We start from the raw sequence: 21,098 nt of genomic DNA on the forward strand, positions 1-21,098 counted from the left end.
CCGGGGGCTCCGGACCTCCGTACGATGGCGGGCATGACCGAAGAGCCCCGCCCCCGCCGCCTCGTCCTCGCCTCCCAGTCCCCCGCCCGCCTGGCCCTGCTGCGGCAGGCCGGGCTGGCGCCGGAGGTCGTCGTCAGCGGTGTCGATGAGGACGCGATCACCGCCGGCACGCCGGGCGAGCTGGCGCGGGTGCTGGCCGAGGCCAAGGCCGCCGCCGTCGCCGGCCGCCCGGAGGCCGCCGGCGCCCTGGTGGTCGGCTGTGACTCCGTCCTGGAGCTGGACGGGCGTGCGCTGGGCAAGCCCGCCGACGCCGAGGACGCCACCGCCCGCTGGAAGTCGATGCGCGGCCGCTCCGGCGTGCTGCAGACCGGCCACTGCGTCATCGACACCGCGACCGGCCGTCAGGTCTCCGCCACCGCCGGCACCACCGTCCGCTTCGGCGAGCCCACCGACGCCGAGATCGCCGCGTATGTCGAGAGCGGCGAGCCGCTGTTCGTCGCGGGCGCCTTCACCCTCGACGGCCGCTCCGCCCCCTTCATCGACGGTATCGACGGCGACCCGGGCAATGTCATCGGCCTGTCGCTGCCGCTGCTGCGCAAGCTGCTCGCCGGGCTGGATGTCGCGATCACCGATCTGTGGACCTGAGCGGCGGCGTCCGGGCAGGGTCTCCTCCCGCCCGGACGCCGCCGCGTCAGACGGCCGTCCGCAGCCGGTCGACGGCCCGGCGGATGGCCGCGTCGATCTCCGGTACGGCCGCGGGGATATCGGTGCAGCGGACGTATTCGACGGTGGCCACCGACCGCAGGCCCCGTACGAGGTAGCCGTAGTCCTCGTCCCTGCCCTCCTCCATCAGCAGCACGATCGGCTTGCCGAAGGCGCTGGCCCAGCCCATCTCGATATGGGTGCCGGGCGAGGGCGGGATTCCCGGGATGGCGACGAAGACGTCGGCCTTCTCGATCTCCTTCTGGTCGAGTGCGGTGCACCGGTCGGGCGGAATGACCTCGGCGCCCCACGCCTCCCTGCGGTGCGCGTTGTAGACCTCCAGTCCCTGTTTCTCGAAGTGCTCGATCAGCACGGCGAAGGGCAGGCAGCCGGCGTCCGGCATCCGGCCGGTTTCCGGATCGACCAGCCCCATGAAGGGGCCGGCGAGGAAGACGCTGTGCACACCTTCGAGTGCGGCGTCCGTTTCACGGCTCGGGGACACGCTCACCGATTGACCTCCGGGTGACGGGATACGAGGGGTACGGGGCACTGGCGCTTCAGTCCTTGTGGAAGCACTGGATGTACGCGTTGCCGCTGGTTCCGTAGGTGTATTCGGTGGTGTCGTAGGCCTGGTAGGTGTGCCGCTCGACGGTGATGGTGCGGAAGTGGTCGACGTACTGCCACCTCAGCTCCGGTTTGGTGCTGAAGAACGGGATGAAGACGCCGCCCGGCCGCAGCACCCGGACCACCTCGGCCATCGACCGCGACCACAGCTCGGCGTCCTTCCAGACGTCCATGTCCAGCGCCGGGTCGAAGAACATGCCGTCGATGCTCTCCGAGGGCAGTTCGTGGATCCGCCGGAAGAAGTCACCGCGCTCGATGCCCAGGGTGGGTGGCAGTTCGGGGTGCTGGGAGCGGAACAACTCCTCCACCTCGTCGAAGAGTTCGAGCACGGTGTGCCGGCGGGTGGCGGGGTGCTCGGCGATCCGCAGCGCCGACAGGCCGAGGCCCAGGCCGACTTCGTAGAAGTCCTGGCCGTGCCGGCACAGCATGTCGGCACTGGCCCACATCAGATCGCGCTCCCAGGCCTGCATGGCCTGTTCGCCGCCGATGCTCAGGGTCACCTCGCCGTTCGTCTCGATCAGTGCGACCTCGGGCGGGGCGGGCTGCGGCGGGGCGGCCTGCGGCGGGCCGCCGGTCGGGGCGTGCTCCATACCTGTCCTCCTTGGGTGACGGATCGGGGCGGACGGCTGTCAGCCCCGTCGGGGGACGACTCCGAAGTGCCGCCGGGCGGTGGAGACCGCCAGGTCCTGCACGGCGAAGACGGTGAAGTAGTAGGCCTGCGGGGCGGTGTCCGCGGCGAAGCGCACCTGGAAGGTCACGTCCCTGGCCTCCGTGCCGGATCCCTTGACCTTGGTGATCGCCGGTTCCACGACGGTGTCCTCGCGCAGATAGCTCGGCACGAAGAGCCCCAGCCGCACCGGCCCCGGCCGGGCGGCCCGCAGCTCGGCCCGCACCTCCAAGGCGCCGCCGGCCGGCACCTCGTCCGCCGCGTACGCCAGCAGCTCCGGCGCCCGCGGCACCCGGAACGTCACATCGCCGCAGCGCAGGCAGACCACGCAGACGGTGTCCAGGACGTGCGGCAGCAGACCGCGCCGGGTGAATTGCTGGGCGGGACGGCCGCAGTGGCACACCACCTCGGCGACGTCCTCGTCGAGACGGCTGCGGTCGCCGAAGTGCGCGGGGTAGTTCATCAGCTCGGTCTCCGGGTTCTCGGCGACCTGCTGGGCGATGACGTGGTCGAGGGACTGGAGGTCCGCCTTGAGGGAGGCCCGGATCTCGCTGTCCGACTGGTCGGCCAGATGCGTGGGCCGCGCCACCCACAGGTCCACCTTGCGCGCGAGCTTGGCCAGGCGCGGCCGCAACGGCTGGTTGTGCGGCAGCAGTTCCCCGGTGAGCAGCGCGGTGAGCCGGGTGCCGACGGTCAGCAGCAGCTCGTCGGGCCGGTGGTCGGACAGCCGGGGGGCGGGCCGGTCGGGGTCGGCGGGTCCCGGCAGGCCGAAGCGCATGAAGGCGGGGTAGGGGTGGGATCCGGCGAGGCTCGCGTTGAGGGTGTCCACGGAGTCCGAGCCGGTGGGCGCGGCACGCATCCAGGCGGCGTTCTCGGGGCGGTCCGAGTCGTGCACGGACACCGCGGAGACGACCGTACGGGCCGGGCCGTCCAGGGCGTTGAGCAGGATCTGGTAGCGCGGGTCGTACAGCGCGAGGTCGGCGAGCGGCCCGCTGTTGCAGGCGCTGAGCACCACCTCGGCGGCGGCCACCCGGTTGAGCGGTACGAGCTTGTCCTCCGGTTTGTAGCAGGGCAGGCCGTAGGCGCAGCGCGGGCCGAGCAGGTCGGCGGTGCGGGGCGCGACGGGGTTGAGGCCGCAGATGGTGAACTCGCCGAGGTTGATGCTGTCGTCCTTGCCGTGGCCCTGGAAGACGACCTTGCGCCAGCGGTTGTCGAGGATCTCGGCCTGGATGTCGATGCGCTCGAAGTCCCGGTCGTCGTAGACGCGTACGTCGTGGGCGGCGGCGGGCCGGTCGGTGTCGGTGAACAGCCCGAGCCGGGTCAGGGTGTCGTCGGTGTCCGCGTACTGCTTGGCGACGTTCCACAGCAGGGAGTGCGGATCGCGCCCGCTGAGGAAGGAGAGCCCGACCCCGTCGGCCCGGTAGGTGCGCTGCAGCAGCTCGCGCACCGGGTCCAGACAGAGCGTGCGGTAGGTGCCGATGACCAGCAGGGTGCCGTGGATGTCCTGGCCGAAGCGGGCGAGGTCGGCGGGCGTCAGCCACGTCCTGGCCAGCGGTCCGGCCAGTTCGGCGAGCCCGTCGGGCAGCTCATCGGAGCCGAGGAGCACGCCGTGGTCGAGGGGCGCGGGGGACGCCGTGCGGTCGTAGAGACGCCCCGCCAGCTCGATGCTCCGCGCCAGGTCGTCCCGCCCGTCCACCAGCACCGGGACCGGCAGCTCGGCGGGGGCGGTCAGGAACTCCCCGACCGCCGACGGCAGTTGCTCGGTGGCGACCGGCCGGAAGACGGCCGGGTGGGCGGGGGACCGGCGGGCGGGGGTGCGCGCTTCGGTGTCGGCGGAGTGCATCAGGGTGACCTCTGTCCTCGGTGTTCTGTGTACGGAGAGCGGGGGTTTGCCGCCGGGTACGGCGGGAGTGCGCGGGGCGCGGCCTCGGGCCTCGGGGCCTAGGGCTGCTGCGGGCTGAGTGCGGTGGGATCGGGCAGCGCCCCCTTCGCGAACAGGCCGCGGCAGGCGAACGCGCCGAGCGCGGTGGCCAGCGAGACGCCCACCGCGACCGCGAAGACGCCGTGCGGCCCCAGCGGATCGATGAGCAGCCCGCCCACCTGCTGGCCCGCCGCCTCCCCCACGACGGTGGCCAGCGACGCCCAGGTGAACGCCTCGGTCAGCAGCCGGCTGTCCGCCAACGTGCTGACCAGGGACATCTCGCCGGCCGACACCAGCGCGATGGGCGCGCCGCCGATCGCCAGCGCCAGCGCCAGGGTGAGTTCGGAGCCGGCGAGCAGCGGCAGTGCGGTTCCGGCCGCGTACGCCAGCAGCAGCCAGGGGAAGCGCCGGTGCACCGGCCGCTCCGACTGGGCGCGCCCCAGCCACAGGGCGCCCAGCGCGCTGCCGATGCCCCAGCAGGCGTAGACGACACCGGTGCGCCCCGGAGTGCCGTGCCGGTCGACGAAGGCCGGAATGGCCAGCGTCATCAGGCCGATCGGCACGGCCGAGGCGGCCATGACGGCCGTCAGCGCCCGCATTCCGGGGTCCCGCAGCGGGCCGGCCCCGCCGCGCCGGGCGCCGCGCTCCGCGCGTGCCGCCCGGTCCTTGTCGGCCACTTCCCGGGGGAGCGGGGTGAGCGCCAGCCCGAGCGCGCCGATGCCGCCGAGCACGGCGACGGCGGTGAGCGCCCGCCCCGCGGATCCGGTGACCATGAGGGCGGCGAGCATCAACGGCGCCCCGATGACAAGCAGTTCGGTCAGCAGGGCCTCCCAGAGGTAGGCGGTCTCCCGCTCCTCGTCCCGGAGCGGGAGGCGCGCCCACAGGGAGCGCATGCAGGCGTTGGCGGGCGGCAGCGAGACGCCCGCGATGACGGCGAGCGCGAGCTGGCCGGGGGTGCCGGGAGCGGTGCCCCATACGAGGGCGGCGAGGGCGAGGGGGTAGACCAGGCCCGTGGTGAGCAGCACGCCGCGGCGGCCGGTGCGGTCGATACGGCGGGCGACGAGCGGGCTGCCCAGGGCCATGCCCACGGTGTAGAAGGCGGACACCATTCCGGCCTGCGGATAGCTGCCGCCCTGCTCGCGTACGACCAGGACCATCGCGAGGGACATGAGATACACGGGCAGCCGGGAGACGACGCTCCACCACGCGGGCCCGGCCACCTGCCGGCGGGTGAGTAATCGCAAGAACCGCCGGGACATCCCGATCATCGCTGCTCAGCTCTCCGTTCGTTGCTCGTCGTGCGTTGCTCGTCGTGCGTTGCTCGTCGTTCATGGCGCATGGTTCACCGGGCGTCGTTCACCGGGCGTCGTTCATGGCGCGTCGGCCGGCTCCCGTTGCTGCCGGCCATCCGCCGGGGCGACCTCTATGCGAAACCGCTCCAGCACCCCCCGCATCCGTGCCTCGACCTCGGCTGAGGTGGCGCCCTCGATATGCACATATCCGGACGAGTTGTGCGAGGCGCGGCGCGCGGTGACCCGCTCCCCCAGCGCCACCCGCAGGACCGCCTCGATGACTCCCGGCATCCGCAGCAGCTCGGCGCGCGAGGTGAGCGCGCCGACCGTGCCGCTACGGGGCAGCGGCAGCAGCAGATCGCCCACGCACCGCCGTTCGCCGTACTCCAGCGCGGGCCGGCGGCCGGTGTAGACGTCGAGGGCGGCGCCGAAGACGTCGAAGCGGTAGGCGTGGCCGTGGTTGGCGGTGATCTCGCAGCCGGCCGGCCGGATGCCGACCTCGCCCGCGTACGCCCGGCCGTCGATCTCGAAGAACTCCATGTGCAGATAGCCGTGATCGATGCCCATCCCCGTCACGATGCGCCGTATCAGCGCGGCCGTGTCCGTCGTCGGGCCGGGCCCGGTGCCGATGCTGATGTTGGCGTTCATCGCGCCGCCCACGATGTCCAGCGGCCGGCACGGCATCGCACTGGGCCAGACGTCCAGCACCGCACCGTCGAGGATCAGCGCGCAGGCCTCCCATTCGGTGCCGCCCAGATACTCCTCCACCATCCAGCGGCGGGCAGCGCCGAAGGAGGGCTCCGCCTCCCGCAGGTCGGCGGGGCCGTGCAGCAGGAAGGTGTCCACGCAGGCGAAGGAGTCGACGGGCTTGAGCACCACCGGCCATCCGTGCACGGCCGCGAAGCGCGCCACCCCGGCGGCGTCCCGCACCCGCGCGTACGCGGCGGTGCGCAGTCCCAGATCCCGGAACCTGTCCTTCATGGCGGCCTTGTCCCGCACCCACCGCACCTGCTGCCCGGTCAGGTGCGGCAGCCCCGCCAGTGCGGCGAACCGCTGGGCGAGTTCCTGCCGGGGCTCGGAGGTGTTGCAAAAGCGCGTCGGCCGGACCGGCTGCCCGGCCACCCAGGTGCGGTAGCGGCGGGCCTCCACCTCCAGCGGTACGTCCTGCCGCACCCAGAAGGCGGGCAGGTGGGCGGTCTCGCGGAGGTAGTCGGGCGAGAGGTCGGCGCGGGCCTCCTCGAAGCGCAGCAGCACCAGCCCCTCGGCGCGCTCGCGGGCCGCGTAACGGCTGAAGGAGCAGGCCCTGTCGTCCGCCATCAGCAGGGCGGTGCCCGGTGCCGCACTCACAGCGACTCCAGGGCCTGCCGGAGGCCCTTGGCCGCCACCACCTGTTCCGCTTCGGCGAGTTCGGGTGACAGCGGGACGCAGAGCGTGCGGTCCAGGAGGTCGCGGGTGCGGGCGAAGCCGTCGCGGGAGAGGGCGCGCGGGTGGCTCTCGGCGAGGTTCCAGGGGAAGCCGTCGGCGTAGAGCGAGCGGCGCCCCTTGAGCACCGGGTGTTCGGGGAGCAGGTATTTGTTGAGGGTCCAGTTGGCGATGCCCTGGGCGGTGAGGCGGGCCACCGCGCGGTCGCGCAGCTCCCGGCTCTCCATCCGGAACCGCAGGCTGATCTTGGCGTCGCCGGCCGACCGCGGCAGGAGTCCGATGTCGGGCCGGTCGGGCAGTTCCTGCAACGCCAGGCCGTAGTGCCGCTCCAGGCCGCCGAGGACCTGGTCGAGGTGGCGGAACTGCTGGAGCTGGATGGCGGCGACCTCTTCGCTGGTGACGAAGTTCTCGCCGTAGTAGGCGTCGTCATTCCAGGTCGGGTAGCGGCCGGGCTGCCGGGCGGAGCCGTGGTCGTGATAGCAGCGCATCGTCTCCCACGCCGCCGGGTCATCGGTCACCAGCAGGCCGCCCTCGCCGGAGGTGAGGACCTTGTTGTGGTGGAAGCTGAACGCCCCGGCGTAGCCGCGGGTGCCGGTGCGGCGGCCGTCGGGGAAGGACGCGCCGAGGGCCTGCGCCGCGTCCTCGATGACGTACGGCACGCCGTCGGGCAGCGGGGAGACGGCGCCCTCCATGTGCGCGACGATGACCCGCTGGGCATCCGGCGGGAGCAGCGAGGTGTCCAGCGCGAAGTGGTCGTCGACGTCGACGGGCACCGGGATCAGGCCGGTGGCCAGGACGGCGCCGGCCACCGCGACGAAGGTGACGGCCGGGATGTGGACGGTGTCCCCCGCCCGCGGCCGGGTCGAGACCAGCGCGAGCCGCAGCGCCTCGGTGCAGTTGTGCACCGCGAGGACATGCGCGGCGCCCAGTTCCTCGCCGACCCGGCGCTCCAGGCGGCTGGCCATGCTCTCGTTCTCGGTCTGGTAGCGGAACAGGACGCCTTGCTCGATGGCGTACTGCAGTTCGCTCATGTCGGACCAGTCGAGGTAGTTGGCGCCGTACGGCAGGAACCGCTGTCCCAGTCGTTTGTCGAGGCTCATCGTCCGCCGCCCTCCGTGCCGTCGGTACGGTTTTCGGCCGTTTCGCGGCGTGCCGCCCGCAGGGTGGCCTCGGCCAGGGGATATGCGGCGTCATCGACCAGCATTTCCTGGCCGCGGTAATTGCGGAGCACCAGTCCGTCCGGCGTCTGCCGGAAATACGGCTCGGCTATCGGGATCTTTCCGAGCCGGGTGGTCAGGACGTACTGCGGAACGCCGAATCCGGTGATGTGCCCCTGCAGCCCCTCCATGATTTCCCAGCCCTTTTCGATGGAGGTCATGAAGTGCGAGACGCCGGTGACGTTGTCGCAGTGGTAGAGGTAGTACGGACGCACCCGGATGCGCAGCAGCTCGGTCATGAGGCGGCGCATGACGGGCAGTTCGTCGTTGATGCCGCGCAGCAGGACGGTCTGGTTCCCCACCGGAATGCCGTGCCGCAGCAGCCGGTCGACGGCCTGCTCGGCCTCCGGGGTGATTTCCTTCGGGTGGTTGAAGTGGGTGTTGAGCCACACCGGGTGGTAGCGGGCGAGCATGTCGCACAGGTCGTCGGTGATGCGCTGCGGCAGCAGCACGGGGAAGCGGCTGCCGATCCGGATGATCTCGACGCTGGGGATGGCACGCAGCCCGGAGATGATCTCTTCCAGCTTGCCGTCCCGGTAGGACAGCGGGTCGCCGCCGGTCAGCAGCACATCGCGGATTTCGGGGTGGTCGGCGATATACCGCAGATCCTCCGCGAAATCCTCACCCTCGTTCTTCTCGAAGTACGTACCGTCGACATCGGTGGTGTGGAATTTCCGGGTGCAGTGCCGGCAGTAGACCGGGCACGCCTCGGTGATCAGCATGATCACCCGGTCCGGGTATTTGTGCACCACCCGGTTGGTCTTGCGGTAGAACATGTCGCCCACCGGATCGACCTCCGCGCCGCTGAACTCCATGAGTTCGCCCAGCGCGGGGACCGCCTGCTGCCGGACGGGGCAGCGCGGGTCGTCCGGGTCCATCAGCGAGGCGTAATACGGCGTGAGGGACCAGCGGTATTTCCCCGCCGATTCGGCTATCGCCTTCTCCTCGTCGGCGGTCAGGTGTATCCACTGCCGGGCCTTGTCCACGTTGGTGATGCGCTTGCGCATGTGCCAACGCCAGTCGTTCCACTGCTCATCGGAGATGTCGCCGCGGGGTGTGCGGGCGGCACCCGCGGTGCGGTCGGGCGGAATCTGGCCGGTCTCTGTGCTCATGGGGGACATCTGCTCTCCGGTCCGTACGAACTCAGCGGTCATGGGAACTCGGGCGGCGGACGGGTGGCGGGTACTGCTTCCGGTGGGGCGGCGCGGCTCAGAACGCCGTGGGCGCCAGGGCGAGTTGGCGGATGCTGCGGGCGACGCGCTGCGCACCGCGCAGATCGTCCGCACCGGCGTCGATCCCGCTCCACGGGGACGGCGCATCGGGCGCGTACAGCGGCCCCCGGCCCGGCTCCCACGCGTCCCCGACCGTGCCGACCGGCGCGATCTGCGCCGTACGGCGGGCCAGATCCGCCTGCGCGGGGCCCAGGGGCGGCAGGAAGGCCAGCGGGGCGCGGCGGGGCTGCGCCAGCGAGAGCGCGGTGAGGGTCGGTGAGGCGAGGAACACCGCGGCCTCGGTGTGCAGCGCGTCGACATCCACCTCCGCGGCGGGCCGCACCCGCACCTGCGCGAGCGGGGCGAGCGCCTCCCGTACGTGCTCGGTGCCGACGTCGCACACCACGTCGCACCGCCCGGTCCGGCCCGCCGCCTCCTCGGCCAGCGGCCGCAGCGTACGGGCCGCGATCCCGGTGAGGTCCGCCGCGCGCACGCCGTACGCCGACACCAGCAGCAGACACCCCGCGCGGGACCGGCTCCGGGCCAGCCGGGCGGGCGCGAGCAGCCCCGTGGACCGCACCCCGGCCCCGCCTGCCGGCTTCGGTCCCGGCAGCCAGGCAGGTACGTGCAGCAGGCGGACCGCCGCGGCCGTGGCCGGCAGCTCCGCCTGATGCCCGGAGTGCAGATACACGACCGGGACGCCCTGTTCGGTCAACTCCCGTGCGGCGTCCGGGAGATCGCAGACCAGCGCGGCGTCAGGCGGCGGTGCGTCCGCGGTGGCGGTCCGGTCCGCGGCGCGCAGGAGGTCCATTTCCGGCAGATGGGCGGCGATCCGGCGGCACGCGGTCAGCGAGTCGAGCCGCCGTGGATCGTCCACCAGCAGGACGCGCTGCCGGGCCGGTGCGGGGCCGCGCGCCGGCGGGAGTGGCCGGCCTGATGCGGGCATGTCGCTCGCTCCCGTCATGTCAGTACTGCCACGGCTCTGCGGAGCCCAGCCGGGCGACGTCGTCGCTGTAGCCGGCGGCCGTGGTGGAGCAGCCGTTGCAGCTGCGCGGGCCCTCCTCGCGGAAGAAGTCGACGTGCGCGCGGAAGGTCGGGGTGTCGAGCCGGATGACGCCGCCCTCACGCAGCGGCGCGCCGCCCAGCTCCTCGCCCTCGCGGTGCGGCAGGCAGCTACAGGCGTACGCCCGGCCGTACTTGCCGTCGAGATAGATCACGTCGTCCACCACATGGCACTGCGGACCGGCGGCCCGCGGGGTGACGGATTCGCCGAAATACCGCTGCTGCTCCTCCGGCGTATCACCGTAGAAACGCTTTCCCAGCGGAATCAGCAGCTTCTCGGGATCGGCGTCGTACAGCGGATCGCACACGGCCCGCACATGGTCGGGATCGGGATAGCGAATGGTGCGTTCGAGCTTCAGCGCGGACAGTTCCCATTGGTGCACGCCCGCTTCGGTGAGCACCTTTTGCAACTGCGGCATCTCACGGTAATTGTGCGGCCCCACCACGCTGTTGACGCGCGGCAGCACCCCCAGCCCGGCGGCCGCCCGCAGGCCGCTCAGCCCGTTGTCGAACATGCCGGGCGAGCGCCGGTAGACATCGTGCGTCCGTGCCGATCCGCCGTCGAGACTGACGATGACCTGGGCGAGTCCGGCGGCGGCCAGTCGTTCGACCTGCCGGGGCAGCATCATGCCGTTGGTGATCAGCGACATCTTCATACCGGCGGCGCTGCCGAGGCGCACCAGCTCCACCACGTCCTTGTGCATCAGCGGTTCGCCGCCGGTGAAGCGTACGTATCCGACGCCGGCCTCGGCGGCCCGCGGCAGCAGCTGCGCGAAATCCTCCGCCGAGAATCGGAAGCCGTCGCGGGACAGCGCGTATTCACACATGAAGCAATCCGCATTACAGGCTTCCAGAATGCGGATGAACAGATACCGCTGGCGTTCGTGGGCAGGATTGCGCTTCTGATGACGTGCCGTCATGAGGAAAACCCTCCTGTTGCCGGGCCGGGGACGGCCGCGCTCCGCGGCCGGCCGTTCAGCTGCGGGCAGCGGTCGGTGTCCGTAGGACGAGGGCGAGCACATGGTCGGCGACCTGCGCCGCACCCGCGGCGCCGACGGTGTCCGCGAGCCCCCGCCAGTCGGCGCCGTCCCGGGCCCGCCGCAGCGCGGCCAGCACCCCGTCGCGGACGGCGGGCCGCACGCGCCCGGCGTCCCGCACGGCGTCCGCGATGCCGCCGTAGATCACCCGCAGGGCCGCTTCCTCGGCCGTCGTACGGTCGTCCAGCACACGCTCCTCGGAGAAGACCTCCGCGGGCCAGCGCACCCGGACATCCGCCCCGACGGCGCTGCTGTGGAAGCGGCCGTTGAAGATCTGGCTGAGGTTCTGCGGCGGCAGGCAGACGACGGGCCTGGCCAGCGCGCCGGCCTCCAGCAGCGTGGTGAGGCCGGGTGAGGTCAGCAGCACATCGGCGCGGGCCAGCCGGTCCAGGAACTCGCGGTGCCCCAACGGCCCGTAGGTGACGCGCAGTTCACCTCGCGCGGCGCCCGCCGCGTCCGCACCGCCCGCCGCCCCGGCCCCGCCGACCGGGCCCGCCACGGCCTCCAGCTCGGCGCGGAACGCCTCCGGGAGGTTGCCCGCCACATGCGCGTCGCGTACGCCGAAGGCCGCGAGGGCACTCAGCACGGCGGGCACCACCACCCGCGGGTAACAGGTCCAGTCCCCCAGCGTCGGCGACCGCAGCCCGCCCAGATTCACCAGCGCCCGCCGCATCGGCGCCTGCTCGGACGGGGCCGGTGCGGACGCCGAGGGGGCCGCCGAGACCACCGCCTCCACCCACCGCAGATTGCCGATCGAGGCGAGCACGCCCCGGCACTCCGCGGGGAGGTCGACGCAGCGCTGCGCGCAGTAGACGGAGACGTCCATCGGGAGGGCGGCGCGGTCCCCCTCCGTCCACAGGAACGGCAGGCTGTCGACGAACACGGTGGGGACTTCGGCGCCTTCGAGGGCCATGGCCGCCGGGCCTTCCAGCACCACCAGCCCCGCAACGATCCGCTCCTGCCGCACCACCTCGGCGACGGCCTTCCGGTCGTCCACGGCGACGTCGTACCAGCGGTCGATGCCGTGCTCGGCCAGCAGCGTACGGCTCAGCCGCGAGGCCAGCCCCACGAATCTCAGGGGCCGCGGGGAACGCGCCCGGAGCGCGGCGATGACGGCGCTCAACTTGCCGGTACTGCCCCAGCCGAACTCGGCACCCGCCACGGCGATGGTCCCCGCCACACCGCCCGGGTCGTGCTCGATATCGCTTAAGTGATGCTCCATTACGTGATCGAACCCTTCGTGGAGTTTGCCCCTGGGTCGACGGACGTCCGGTTTCGGAATCCGGACGGGACGCCATGCTCATAGACGACGGAACCGGGACGCAAGGGTGCCCACGGGCACTATTGAGCCAATCAAGCAACTGCATCCCATGTGCAACAGTGGCTCCGCGCCAATGCTCCGGCCACGGCCCCGCGCGACGCCTCGGCGCCGCCGGGCGGTCCCCCTACGGACCGGTGCCCCGTACCGGCCGGGCGGTGGATGACGCGCGGGACGGCGACGCCATGCGCAGGACACATCGCGGCACCGCGGTCCGTGCAGGCCTCCGCAGAGGCGCTCCCGCTGCCGGGTCCGGCGCGGCCGAGGCCGGCTCCGTCCTCCGAGGGGCGGCGTTCCTCGTGGCGCCCGGGACCACCCGTCCGGTGGCCGCGGCTTCCGCCGTGGCACGCTCGCGGCGCCCGCCCCGAAGTCGGCCAGAACCCCACTCAACTCGGCGTACGCCAGGGGCGCCCGCACGGGCGCGTCCAGCCGCAGCACCTGCGCGAGGGCGGTCAGCACCTGGGCCGAGGAAGTGCCGGCGTGGCCCTGGGGCCCATGGCGCTCCGTGTATTGCCGCCCGCATTCGCCCCCGTCACGCGCCGATGGCGTCAAACCATCGGTCAACCGCCGACGACGGACAGCCGACCGCAGACGACGGGACGCCGACGGCCAAGGGCAGCGCGCCAGATGCTGGGCACCTGGCCGACAAGCCGGCGCCACGCGGACGCGGGCGAATTCACGCGAACGCGGGCGGGTTACCGGGCGGCCGGTGCGAGTCGCCCGCGCCGGTCAGGCCGAGGTGGGCGCCGGAGCCGCGCCGTTGCCGCCCGCGCCGTTCCCCTCCGGGCCACCGTTCCCCGCCGTGGCCCGGTGGGCCTCGCCGTACGCCACCAGCGTCAGCACGAGCAGTGCCAGCACCACCATCATGGCGAGGAACGCGACCCAGCCGACCAGGCCGACGGCGAATGCGCCGAGCACCCCGTGGATGACCGCGCAGCTGATGAGCACGATGCGGGTGAAGCCGCCGGGGGCGCGGTCGCGCAGCGCGCAGCGCAGCAGGACACCGGCGCAGAAGAGCAGGTAGACGCCGAAGAGGCCGCCGGCGATCCACGCTCCGGCGGACATCGCGCGGGGCTGGAGCCCGGCGAGGGACATCTGCTGCCGGTCCACGACGATGCTGAGGATCCAGTTGAGCAGCACGATCCCGAACCCTTCCAGGATCAGCATCACCGCCGCCGCCAAGGCCACCGGTCTGCGCGCCGTTGTCACCCCACCCACCCACTTCCGTCGTTGCCGAACTCCGCGCGGCCTCCGCGCGCCCCCAGGGAACGCCGGTTACCGCCAGTACAGAAGACATCGCGCACGCTACTAATCGGTAATAGCCGGGGCAAGGGTCTGCGCGGGATGTGCGCGGGATGTGCACGAGTAGGGGAAGAGGCCGGACGGGACGGCGGCGTCGCGCGCGGGGTCGGGGGCCGGTCGCCCCTCGCAGCCGCACGCAAAGTTTCCTTCGTCCATTCGTAGGGACTCCACAAAGAATTGACGATCCGCAGGACGCCACCAGGCAGAGACCTAGGCCACACCCGGGCTTGAGCCGGAGTTCAGGAATCCGGGCCTACCCTGGGGTGACAGGGGCCTTTGGCCTCTCACTGGCACCCCCTGCACACTCTGTGTGGGAAAGGTCACGCCCGGGAACGGGTCGGCACGCGGTGTTGCCAGTCCCTAAACTCGCGTCGTTCAAATTGTTGCGGCGAAGCGCCAAGGAAGGATCCATCGTGCGCAAGGTGCTCATCGCGAACCGTGGCGAAATCGCTGTTCGTGTTGCCCGTGCTTGCCGGGATGCAGGGATCGGGAGCGTAGCGGTCTACGCGGACCCGGACCGGGATGCCCTGCACGTCCGCGCGGCAGACGAGGCATACGCCCTGGGCGGTGACACCCCAGCCACCAGCTACCTGGACATCGCCAAGGTTCTCGCCGCCGCCGCCGACTCCGGCGCGGACGCCCTCCACCCCGGCTACGGCTTCCTGTCGGAGAATGCCGAGTTCGCCCAGGCCGTGCTGGACGCGGGCCTCACCTGGATCGGCCCGCCCCCGCAGGCCATCCGCGACCTGGGTGACAAGGTCGCCGCCCGGCACATCGCGCAGCGCGCCGGCGCGCCGCTGGTCGCGGGCACCGCCGACCCGGTCTCCGGCTCCGACGAGGTCGTCGCCTTCGCCAAGGAGCACGGCCTGCCGATCGCCATCAAGGCGGCCTTCGGCGGCGGCGGACGCGGCCTGAAGGTCGCCCGCACCCTCGAAGAGGTCCCCGAGCTCTACGACTCCGCCGTCCGCGAGGCCGTCGCCGCCTTCGGCCGCGGCGAGTGCTTCGTCGAGCGCTACCTCGACCGCCCCCGGCACGTCGAGACCCAGTGCCTGGCCGACACCCACGGCAACGTCGTCGTCGTCTCCACCCGTGACTGCTCCCTCCAGCGCCGCCACCAGAAGCTGGTGGAGGAGGCCCCGGCACCCTTCCTGTCGGACGAGCAGAACGCCGAGCTGTACCGCGCCTCCAAGGCCATCCTCAAGGAAGCCGGCTACGTCGGCGCCGGCACCTGCGAATTCCTCGTCGGCCAGGACGGCACCATCTCCTTCCTCGAGGTCAACACCCGCCTCCAGGTCGAGCACCCGGTCACCGAAGAGGTCACCGGCCTCGACCTGGTCCGCGAGATGTTCCGCATCGCCGACGGCGAGGCCCTGGGCTACGACGACCCCGCCGTGCGCGGCCACTCCTTCGAGTTCCGCATCAACGGCGAGGACCCGGGCCGCGGCTTCCTGCCGGCCCCCGGCACCGTCACCCGCTTCGACGCGCCCACCGGCCCCGGCGTCCGCCTCGACGCGGGCGTGGAGTCCGGCTCGGTCATCGGCCCGGCCTGGGACTCCCTGCTCGCCAAGCTGATCGTCACCGGCGCCACCCGCCAGCAGGCTCTGCAGCGCGCCGCCCGCGCCCTGGACGAGTTCACCGTCGAGGGCATGGCCACCGCCATCCCCTTCCACCGCACGGTCGTCAAGGACCCGGCGTTCGGCCCCGAACTCACCGGCAGCGACGCGCCGTTCACGGTCCACACCCGGTGGATCGAGACCGAGTTCGTCAACGACATCCCGCCCTTCGCCACCCCCGGCGGCGACGAGGCCGAGGCGGACACCCGCGAGACCGTCGTCGTCGAGGTCGGCGGCAAGCGCCTCGAAGTGTCGCTGCCCTCCTCGCTCGGCATGCCGCTGGCCCGCGCCGCGGTCGCCGGTGGCGCCAAGCCCAAGCGCAAGGCCGGCAAGAAGTCCGGCAGCGCCGCCTCCGGTGACGCGCTGGCCTCCCCCATGCAGGGCACCATCGTCAAGGTCGCCGTCGAGGAAGGCCAGCAGGTCGCCGAGGGCGAACTCGTCGTCGTCCTTGAGGCCATGAAGATGGAACAGCCGCTCAACGCCCACCGCGCCGGCACCATCAAGGGCCTGACCGCCGAGGTCGGCGCCGCCCTCACCTCCGGCGCCGTCATCTGCGAGATCAAGGACTGACGCGGTCGTCGTCACCCCGTCACGGGCGGGCCCTGGGCACTTGAGTGCCGGGGGTCCGCCCGTTTCAATGGGCGCATGGAAGCGGAACTGGTGGCGCTGGCGACCGCCGCGGCGCGGCAGCTGATCGCCGCGTCGGACACGGACCAATGGTCCTGGGTACGGGAGGAGTTCGCCCGTGTGATCGCCCACGGCAGCGGCGGGGACGCGCTGAACCGCGAACTCGAGACCCTCAGCGACGACCACGCCGCCGCGCAGGAGGACGGCGGTCCGGACGCCGTCGAAGGCCTGCTCGCGCGGTGGCGGCGGAGGTTGCTCCACCTGCTGCAGGATTCCCCCGAACTCACCACGTCCTTGCGGGAGTTGGTGGACCGCCTGGCCGCCTCCGACGGGGCGCCGACCGCCGCCGACCACCGCTCCGCCGGCAGTGTCTTCGTGATCCAGGACGGAGATCAGGGGGTCTCCTACCGCGTTCGCCCCGTGCACGGCAACACCCCGCCGGGGCCGCCCTTCGGTGACGACAAGGAAGACGAGTGGTGAGGCGCGGAGCCGCAGGAGGGGTGTGCGGCTCCCGTGGGTGACATCGCCAAGAGCGTCCTCGGCGGCGCGTGGACGCTGATCGTCGGCTGGATCCTGCCCACCGCCCTGAACCTCGCCGTCTTCTCCGTCCTCGTCGCACCGAGCCTGCGCCACAGCGCCCCCGCGGAACGCCTCTGGCCCGCCACCGGGACCGGCGCCGCCCTCCTGCTGCTGAGTGCCGCGCTCCTCCTCGGGCTGGTGCTCAACGCCCTGGCGACCCCGCTCTACCGCGTCCTGGAGGGCTACACCCTGTGGCCCTCCACGGCGTACGCCCGCGGCTGCGTCCGCCAGCGCGCCGCCAAACGGCGCCTCGCCGACCGCATCGCCCTCCTGCGGCTCGAACGCCGCACCCGCACGGCCGGCCCGGAGCTGCCGGCCGCCGACGCCGAGGAGCTCGCCCGGCTCCGCGCCGACCCGCGCCTGGCGCGTACGGCCCACCGGGACCTGCGACGCACCGCCGCCCAGCGCGCGCTGCTCGGCGAGCGGTTGAGCCGCTATCCCATCGACGACGACCAGATCGCCCCGACCCTGCTCGGCAATGCCGTCCGCCGCCTGGAGGAGTACGGACACGACCGCTTCCGGCTGGACACCCAGGTGCTGTGGAACGAGCTGACCGGCACCGCACCGGAACAGATCCGCCGCCAGGCCGAACTCGCCCGTACGAACGCGGACTTCTTCGTCGCGCTGTTCTACGGGCACGCCGCACTGGCGGTCCTCGCCCTGGCCGCCCTCGCCTCCGACGGCGCCGAAGCGGCCGCGCTGCTCGGGACCGCGGCGGCGCTCACCGCCCTGCTGCCGCTCTGGTACCGCTGCGCGGTGAACGCCACCGACGAGTGGGCGGCAGCGGTACGCGCCCTGGTCAACGCCGGTCGCGGGCCGCTCGCCGCCGCGCTGGGGCTGGTGCTGCCGCACCGGCTGGCGGACGAGCGGCGCATGTGGCGGCTGGTGTCCACCCTGCACCGCCGCCCGTACCACGAGCGGGCCGCCGCCCTCGACACCTACCGGCTCCCCCCACCCGACCCCACGCCCGCCGGGCAATGAACCCGGCCCACCGGCCACCCCTCACGAAGTGCCCACCACATCCTCCGGGAACGTCAGGGACCGGCTCATCCACCGGAGCGCGGCGGGAAGTTCGCGGCGCCAGGTGGCGAAGTTGTGGCTGCCGTGGTCGAGGACGATCGCCTCGGCCTTCATCGGGGGACGGATCGCGTCCAGGAAGGAGGCGGCCGCCGGGTAGTTCTTCTCCCCTGAACGGCTGGTGCCCACGAGGACGTTCACCCGGGGGACGGGCAGGTGGCGCAGGCGCCACATCAGGTCGTGCTCCTGGCGTCGGCGTATCCGGTCCTTGCCGTCACCGAAGAGGTTGCCGGTGGTCGGGTCGTTGGCGACCCGGAACTCCGGTGAGAGTGCGGCCGCCGCGGTGTACGTGCGGGGGTGCCGCAGGGCGAGCTGGAGCGCGCAGCTGCCGCCCGAGGAGTAGCCCAGCACGCCCCAGCCGCCCGGGTCGTGGCCGACGCGGTAGTGGGCCTTCAGGGCGTCCGGCACATCGCGGGTGAAGAAGGTCTCGGCCTGCGGACCGCCCGGCACGTCGACGCACTGGGTGTCGCGCGGCGGCGCGATGGTGGGCCGCAGCATCACGATGACGGTCGGCTGCATCCGGCCGGACCGGATCAGGCCGGCGGCGGTCTGCGGGATCCGCAGATGCTGCGCCAGCAGGAACGTCCCGCCCGGGTAGCCGCTGAGCGCGACGACGACGGGGAAGCGCTGGCGGGCGTACTGCGGCTGGAAGTACTGCGGCGGCAGCGAGACATACGCGGTGTCCACGACCCGCGTCCGCTTCCCGACGATCCGTACCGCCTCGACCCTGCCCGCCAGCTCCGGCGGCCCCTTCGGCAGCCCGTGCACCCTGTCCAGGCCCTCGGGGCCCGAGGGCTGCACGAGGCCCTTCGACGGGTCCCCCACGGGGCCGGCCGTCCCGCCGTCACCCCATTTGCCGACGGCGCCCGGAGCGTCGTCGTACAGGCCGAGGAGCTCGTGCCAGGACGTGTAGAACTGGAAGTTGGCGTTCACCGCGAGGCCGAGCGCGGCGACGATCGTCAGCTGGGTCGCGACGATCGTGCCGAGGCGGCCCAGCAGCGCCCGCGGCCCGCGGCCGGCGAACCGTGGCCACAGCCACAGGGTGAGCCCCACGCAGGCCACGGCGACGGCAGCCGTGACGCACAACAGTGACCCGCTGGTCAGTCCCATGAGAGTTCTCCGGCTTCCGCACGCCGGGTGCGGCCCGGGTGTCCCCTCGACCGGCCGCCGCGGCGTTCTCCAGCGGCCGCCGGCGGACGTCGCGGGACGCCACCGGAAGACCGCATTGCGCCAGGTTTGATGGGGAAGGGGAGGCCTGCGTTGCGCCGCTCGGCGGTGTTCGGCCGCCCGCCCGCCGCAGTAGGCCGGGCCGTCATCCGCCCGTCGCCCGCCGTCCACCGGACCGGGCGGGCAGACGGCGACGGGTCCGCCCGCGCCGGGGCACCAGAGACTTACGCGGAGGACAGCTCCGGTTGGGCAATGGCATCCTGGACGCACCGGGCCGGGACCGGCCCGGTCGAGGGAGGACGGCAATGGCGACCGAGACGGCAGGGCAGCAGCGCGCCGAACGGAGTTCCGTGGCGCTCGCACGCACGCCCGCACAGGCCGCGCAGACATCCGCACCCGCCGTCCGCCCGATGCGGGCCGATGCGCGCCGCAACTACGACCGGCTGCTCATCGAGGCCCGTACGGCCTTCACGGACCACGGCACGGACACCTCGCTGGAGGACATCGCGCGCCGCGCCGGAGTCGGCATCGGCACTCTCTACCGGCACTTCCCCAACCGCACGGCCCTGATGGGCGCGGTCTTCCAGGGCGAGGTCGACGCACTGCTGGCACACGCCCTGGAACTGGCGGACGCGCCGCAGCCGTGCAGCGCGCTGGTCGACTGGCTGCGTGCGATCATCCGGCACGCCAGCACCTACCGCGGCCTGTCGCGCGCCCTGATGGCGGCGTCGGCCGACGAGAACTCGGGGATGGCGCGGTGCAGCGTCCCGATGCACGAGGCGGGCGCCGCGCTGCTGTCCCGCGCCCAGAAGGCAGGCGCCGTACGCCCCGATGTGAGCATCGGCGATCTGATGCAGCTGACCAACGGCATCGCGCTGGCCGCCGAGGAGTCACCGGACGACCCGCAGCTCGCCGACCGGCTGCTGACCCTCACCCTGAGCGGCCTCAAGGCCGAGCACTAGGGCTGCCGGTCTGCCGGTCTGCCGTTCGGATCACGCCGGATCAGGGAGCGGGGTCCGGTGCGTGCAGCCGCACGGCGGAGGATGGAGGCGACGCGGAGCGTTGCTGAGGGACGACAACGCGGCAGATGCGCGTGCCGGACCCCGCGGGCCCGGCGTGATCCACACGACAGCCCTCAGGCGCCACCGGGGCGCCGGAGCCCCGGATCGGGGCCGGCCCGCCGGCGCCCTGACCGGGCGGGCGGGGCACCGGCCCGCCCGGCCGCCCCGCCCCTCGCCGCCCGACCGCTCAGCGGCGCCGTGGCGCCAGGTCGGCGACCCGGCCGCCCGGTGCGTCCGACAGCGACGCGGCCGAGCGCAGCTGTGGCGCCGGACCTCCGCCGCCGGGCGGGTGGTTGCGCCGCTGGCCGGGCAGCGGGACGTCCCGCCGGGCGCCCCGGCGGTCGCCCGCCGGGCCTTCCGCGCCCTGCTGGCCGTGGCCGTGTCCGGTGGCGGCCGGGCCGGCGACGGCGATCTGTACCCCTTGGTCGGCGAGCGCCTGCAACTCCGTTGCGGCCCGGTCGTCGTGGCCCGGCGGCTCGTCCGTGACCAGGCGTGTGATCACGTCCGTCGGCACGGTCTGGAACATCGTGTCGGAACCGAGCTTGGTGTGGTCGGCGAGCACCACCACCTCCCCCGCCGCCTGCACCAGCGCACGGTCGACGCTGGCGGAGAGCATGTTGGAGGTGGACAGACCGCGCTCGGCGGTCAGACCACTGCCCGACAGGAAGGCACGGGAGACCCGCAGCCCCTGGAGGGACTGCTCGGCACCGCTGCCGACCAGCGCGTAATTGGAGCCGCGCAGGGTGCCGCCGGTCATCACGACCTCGACGCGGTTGGCATGGGCCAACGCCTGGGCGACAAGGAGGGAATTGGTGACAACGGTCAGGCCGGGCACCCGGGCGAGCCGGCGGGCCAGCTCCTGGGTGGTGGTCCCGGCTCCGACGACGATGGCCTCGCCCTCCTCGACGAAGCCCGCGGCGAGATCGGCGATGGCCGTCTTCTCCGCGGTCGCTAGATGGGATTTCTGTGGAAAACCGGACTCCCGGGTGAAACCACCCGGCAAGACCGCACCGCCGTGCCGGCGGTCGAGCAGTCCCTCCGCCTCCAGCGCCCGCACATCCCGCCGTACGGTTACTTCTGAGGTCTGGACGACACGGGCGAGCTCCCGGAGCGAGACCGCTCCGTTCGCGCGCACCATTTCGAGGATCAATTGGCGACGTTCTGCAGCGAACACGAAACTGACAGTAACGCCAACGACC

Annotated in this window: 18 protein-coding genes; 5 read left to right on the plus strand and 13 right to left on the minus strand. The window is 72.6% G+C overall.

Annotated features, from left to right (window positions below; genetic code table 11):
• The first annotated feature begins 33 nt into the window (after positions 1-33).
• On the plus strand, positions 34-645 hold the full coding sequence (locus ACIRQ7_RS03665; RefSeq protein ID WP_404259538.1) for a nucleoside triphosphate pyrophosphatase: 612 nt from the start codon (positions 34-36) through the stop codon (positions 643-645).
• Positions 646-691: 46 nt separating this feature from the next.
• Here the strand turns inward: ACIRQ7_RS03665 and ACIRQ7_RS03670 are convergent, their stop codons facing one another.
• From ACIRQ7_RS03670 to ACIRQ7_RS03720, 11 genes are all read right to left on the minus strand, one after another.
• Positions 692-1,210 carry a nucleoside 2-deoxyribosyltransferase gene (locus ACIRQ7_RS03670; RefSeq protein WP_404259540.1) on the minus strand — a complete coding sequence of 173 codons (519 nt, stop codon included), beginning with the start codon at positions 1,208-1,210 and terminating at the stop codon, positions 692-694.
• A 49-nt stretch (positions 1,211-1,259) separates the two neighbouring features.
• A complete protein-coding gene (locus ACIRQ7_RS03675) occupies positions 1,260-1,916 on the minus strand; it encodes a class I SAM-dependent methyltransferase (RefSeq protein ID WP_404259542.1) in 657 nt (218 codons plus the stop codon).
• A gap of 39 nt (positions 1,917-1,955) precedes the next feature.
• Positions 1,956-3,836, minus strand: coding sequence for a hypothetical protein (locus ACIRQ7_RS03680; RefSeq protein WP_404259544.1), 1,881 nt, complete (start codon positions 3,834-3,836; stop codon positions 1,956-1,958).
• A 98-nt stretch (positions 3,837-3,934) separates the two neighbouring features.
• On the minus strand, positions 3,935-5,182 hold the full coding sequence (locus ACIRQ7_RS03685) for an MFS transporter (RefSeq protein ID WP_404259546.1): 1,248 nt from the start codon (positions 5,180-5,182) through the stop codon (positions 3,935-3,937).
• Positions 5,183-5,284: 102 nt separating this feature from the next.
• Entirely contained in the window at positions 5,285-6,553 is a 1,269-nt protein-coding gene (locus ACIRQ7_RS03690) for an ATP-dependent carboxylate-amine ligase (protein ID WP_404259547.1), read from the minus strand.
• Positions 6,550-7,728, minus strand: coding sequence for a DegT/DnrJ/EryC1/StrS family aminotransferase (locus tag ACIRQ7_RS03695; RefSeq protein WP_404259549.1), 1,179 nt, complete (start codon positions 7,726-7,728; stop codon positions 6,550-6,552). The genes ACIRQ7_RS03690 and ACIRQ7_RS03695 overlap by 4 nt, the downstream gene beginning before the upstream one ends.
• A complete protein-coding gene (gene blsG / locus ACIRQ7_RS03700; protein WP_404259551.1) occupies positions 7,725-8,957 on the minus strand; it encodes an arginine 2,3-aminomutase in 1,233 nt (410 codons plus the stop codon). The genes ACIRQ7_RS03695 and blsG overlap by 4 nt, the downstream gene beginning before the upstream one ends.
• 97 nt (positions 8,958-9,054) lie before the next feature.
• The gene (gene blsF, locus ACIRQ7_RS03705; protein ID WP_404259553.1) at positions 9,055-10,002 is read right to left on the minus strand and encodes a CGA synthase-related protein; all 948 of its coding nucleotides are present in this window, start codon (positions 10,000-10,002) and stop codon (positions 9,055-9,057) included.
• A gap of 19 nt (positions 10,003-10,021) precedes the next feature.
• Positions 10,022-11,038, minus strand: a complete 1,017-nt coding sequence (gene blsE / locus ACIRQ7_RS03710) for a cytosylglucuronate decarboxylase (protein ID WP_404259555.1) — start codon at positions 11,036-11,038, stop codon at positions 10,022-10,024.
• A gap of 55 nt (positions 11,039-11,093) precedes the next feature.
• On the minus strand, positions 11,094-12,377 hold the full coding sequence (locus ACIRQ7_RS03715) for a hydroxymethylcytosylglucuronate/cytosylglucuronate synthase (protein WP_404259557.1): 1,284 nt from the start codon (positions 12,375-12,377) through the stop codon (positions 11,094-11,096).
• 825 nt (positions 12,378-13,202) lie between these two features.
• The gene (locus ACIRQ7_RS03720; protein WP_404259559.1) at positions 13,203-13,691 is read right to left on the minus strand and encodes a hypothetical protein; all 489 of its coding nucleotides are present in this window, start codon (positions 13,689-13,691) and stop codon (positions 13,203-13,205) included.
• Between the two features lie 497 nt (positions 13,692-14,188).
• Here ACIRQ7_RS03720 and ACIRQ7_RS03725 point away from each other — a divergent pair, with 497 nt between their 5' ends.
• The 3 genes from ACIRQ7_RS03725 (at position 14,189) to ACIRQ7_RS03735 (ending at position 17,575) form a co-directional block, all read left to right on the plus strand.
• The gene (locus ACIRQ7_RS03725; protein ID WP_404259560.1) at positions 14,189-15,958 is read left to right on the plus strand and encodes an acetyl/propionyl/methylcrotonyl-CoA carboxylase subunit alpha; all 1,770 of its coding nucleotides are present in this window, start codon (positions 14,189-14,191) and stop codon (positions 15,956-15,958) included.
• A 75-nt stretch (positions 15,959-16,033) separates the two neighbouring features.
• On the plus strand, positions 16,034-16,495 hold the full coding sequence (locus ACIRQ7_RS03730) for a hypothetical protein (protein WP_404259562.1): 462 nt from the start codon (positions 16,034-16,036) through the stop codon (positions 16,493-16,495).
• A 33-nt stretch (positions 16,496-16,528) separates the two neighbouring features.
• Entirely contained in the window at positions 16,529-17,575 is a 1,047-nt protein-coding gene (locus tag ACIRQ7_RS03735) for a hypothetical protein (protein WP_404259564.1), read from the plus strand.
• 21 nt (positions 17,576-17,596) lie between these two features.
• On the opposite strand, the gene ACIRQ7_RS03740 is transcribed toward ACIRQ7_RS03735, so the two are convergent.
• Positions 17,597-18,781: an alpha/beta hydrolase gene (locus ACIRQ7_RS03740; protein WP_404259566.1), complete on the minus strand. Its 1,185-nt coding sequence runs from the start codon at positions 18,779-18,781 to the stop codon at positions 17,597-17,599.
• A 467-nt stretch (positions 18,782-19,248) separates the two neighbouring features.
• Between ACIRQ7_RS03740 and ACIRQ7_RS03745 the strand changes: the two genes are divergently transcribed.
• On the plus strand, positions 19,249-19,800 hold the full coding sequence (locus ACIRQ7_RS03745; RefSeq protein WP_404260099.1) for a TetR/AcrR family transcriptional regulator: 552 nt from the start codon (positions 19,249-19,251) through the stop codon (positions 19,798-19,800).
• A 286-nt stretch (positions 19,801-20,086) separates the two neighbouring features.
• Here ACIRQ7_RS03745 and ACIRQ7_RS03750 read toward each other — a convergent pair whose 3' ends face one another.
• On the minus strand, positions 20,087-21,073 hold the full coding sequence (locus ACIRQ7_RS03750) for a DeoR/GlpR family DNA-binding transcription regulator (RefSeq protein WP_404259568.1): 987 nt from the start codon (positions 21,071-21,073) through the stop codon (positions 20,087-20,089).
• Positions 21,074-21,098 lie beyond the last annotated feature (25 nt).

It is taken from the genome of Streptomyces sp. NPDC101393 (assembly GCF_044767385.1).
Taxonomy (GTDB): Bacteria; Actinomycetota; Actinomycetes; order Streptomycetales; family Streptomycetaceae; genus Streptomyces.

Excerpts from the sequence above, each read along its gene's own strand:
- ACIRQ7_RS03665 (WP_404259538.1), top strand. The coding sequence starts at position 34 with ATGACCGAAGAGCCCCGCCCCCGCCGCCTCGTCCTCGCCTCCCAGTCC.
- ACIRQ7_RS03675 (WP_404259542.1), bottom strand. The coding sequence starts at position 1,916 with ATGGAGCACGCCCCGACCGGCGGCCCGCCGCAGGCCGCCCCGCCGCAG.
- ACIRQ7_RS03680 (WP_404259544.1), bottom strand. The coding sequence starts at position 3,836 with ATGCACTCCGCCGACACCGAAGCGCGCACCCCCGCCCGCCGGTCCCCC.
- ACIRQ7_RS03685 (WP_404259546.1), bottom strand. The coding sequence starts at position 5,182 with ATGATCGGGATGTCCCGGCGGTTCTTGCGATTACTCACCCGCCGGCAG.
- ACIRQ7_RS03695 (WP_404259549.1), bottom strand. The coding sequence starts at position 7,728 with ATGAGCCTCGACAAACGACTGGGACAGCGGTTCCTGCCGTACGGCGCC.
- blsG (WP_404259551.1), bottom strand. The coding sequence starts at position 8,957 with ATGAGCACAGAGACCGGCCAGATTCCGCCCGACCGCACCGCGGGTGCC.
- blsF (WP_404259553.1), bottom strand. The coding sequence starts at position 10,002 with ATGCCCGCATCAGGCCGGCCACTCCCGCCGGCGCGCGGCCCCGCACCG.
- blsE (WP_404259555.1), bottom strand. The coding sequence starts at position 11,038 with ATGACGGCACGTCATCAGAAGCGCAATCCTGCCCACGAACGCCAGCGG.
- ACIRQ7_RS03715 (WP_404259557.1), bottom strand. The coding sequence starts at position 12,377 with ATGGAGCATCACTTAAGCGATATCGAGCACGACCCGGGCGGTGTGGCG.
- ACIRQ7_RS03730 (WP_404259562.1), top strand. The coding sequence starts at position 16,034 with ATGGAAGCGGAACTGGTGGCGCTGGCGACCGCCGCGGCGCGGCAGCTG.
- ACIRQ7_RS03740 (WP_404259566.1), bottom strand. The coding sequence starts at position 18,781 with ATGGGACTGACCAGCGGGTCACTGTTGTGCGTCACGGCTGCCGTCGCC.
- ACIRQ7_RS03745 (WP_404260099.1), top strand. The coding sequence starts at position 19,249 with ATGCGGGCCGATGCGCGCCGCAACTACGACCGGCTGCTCATCGAGGCC.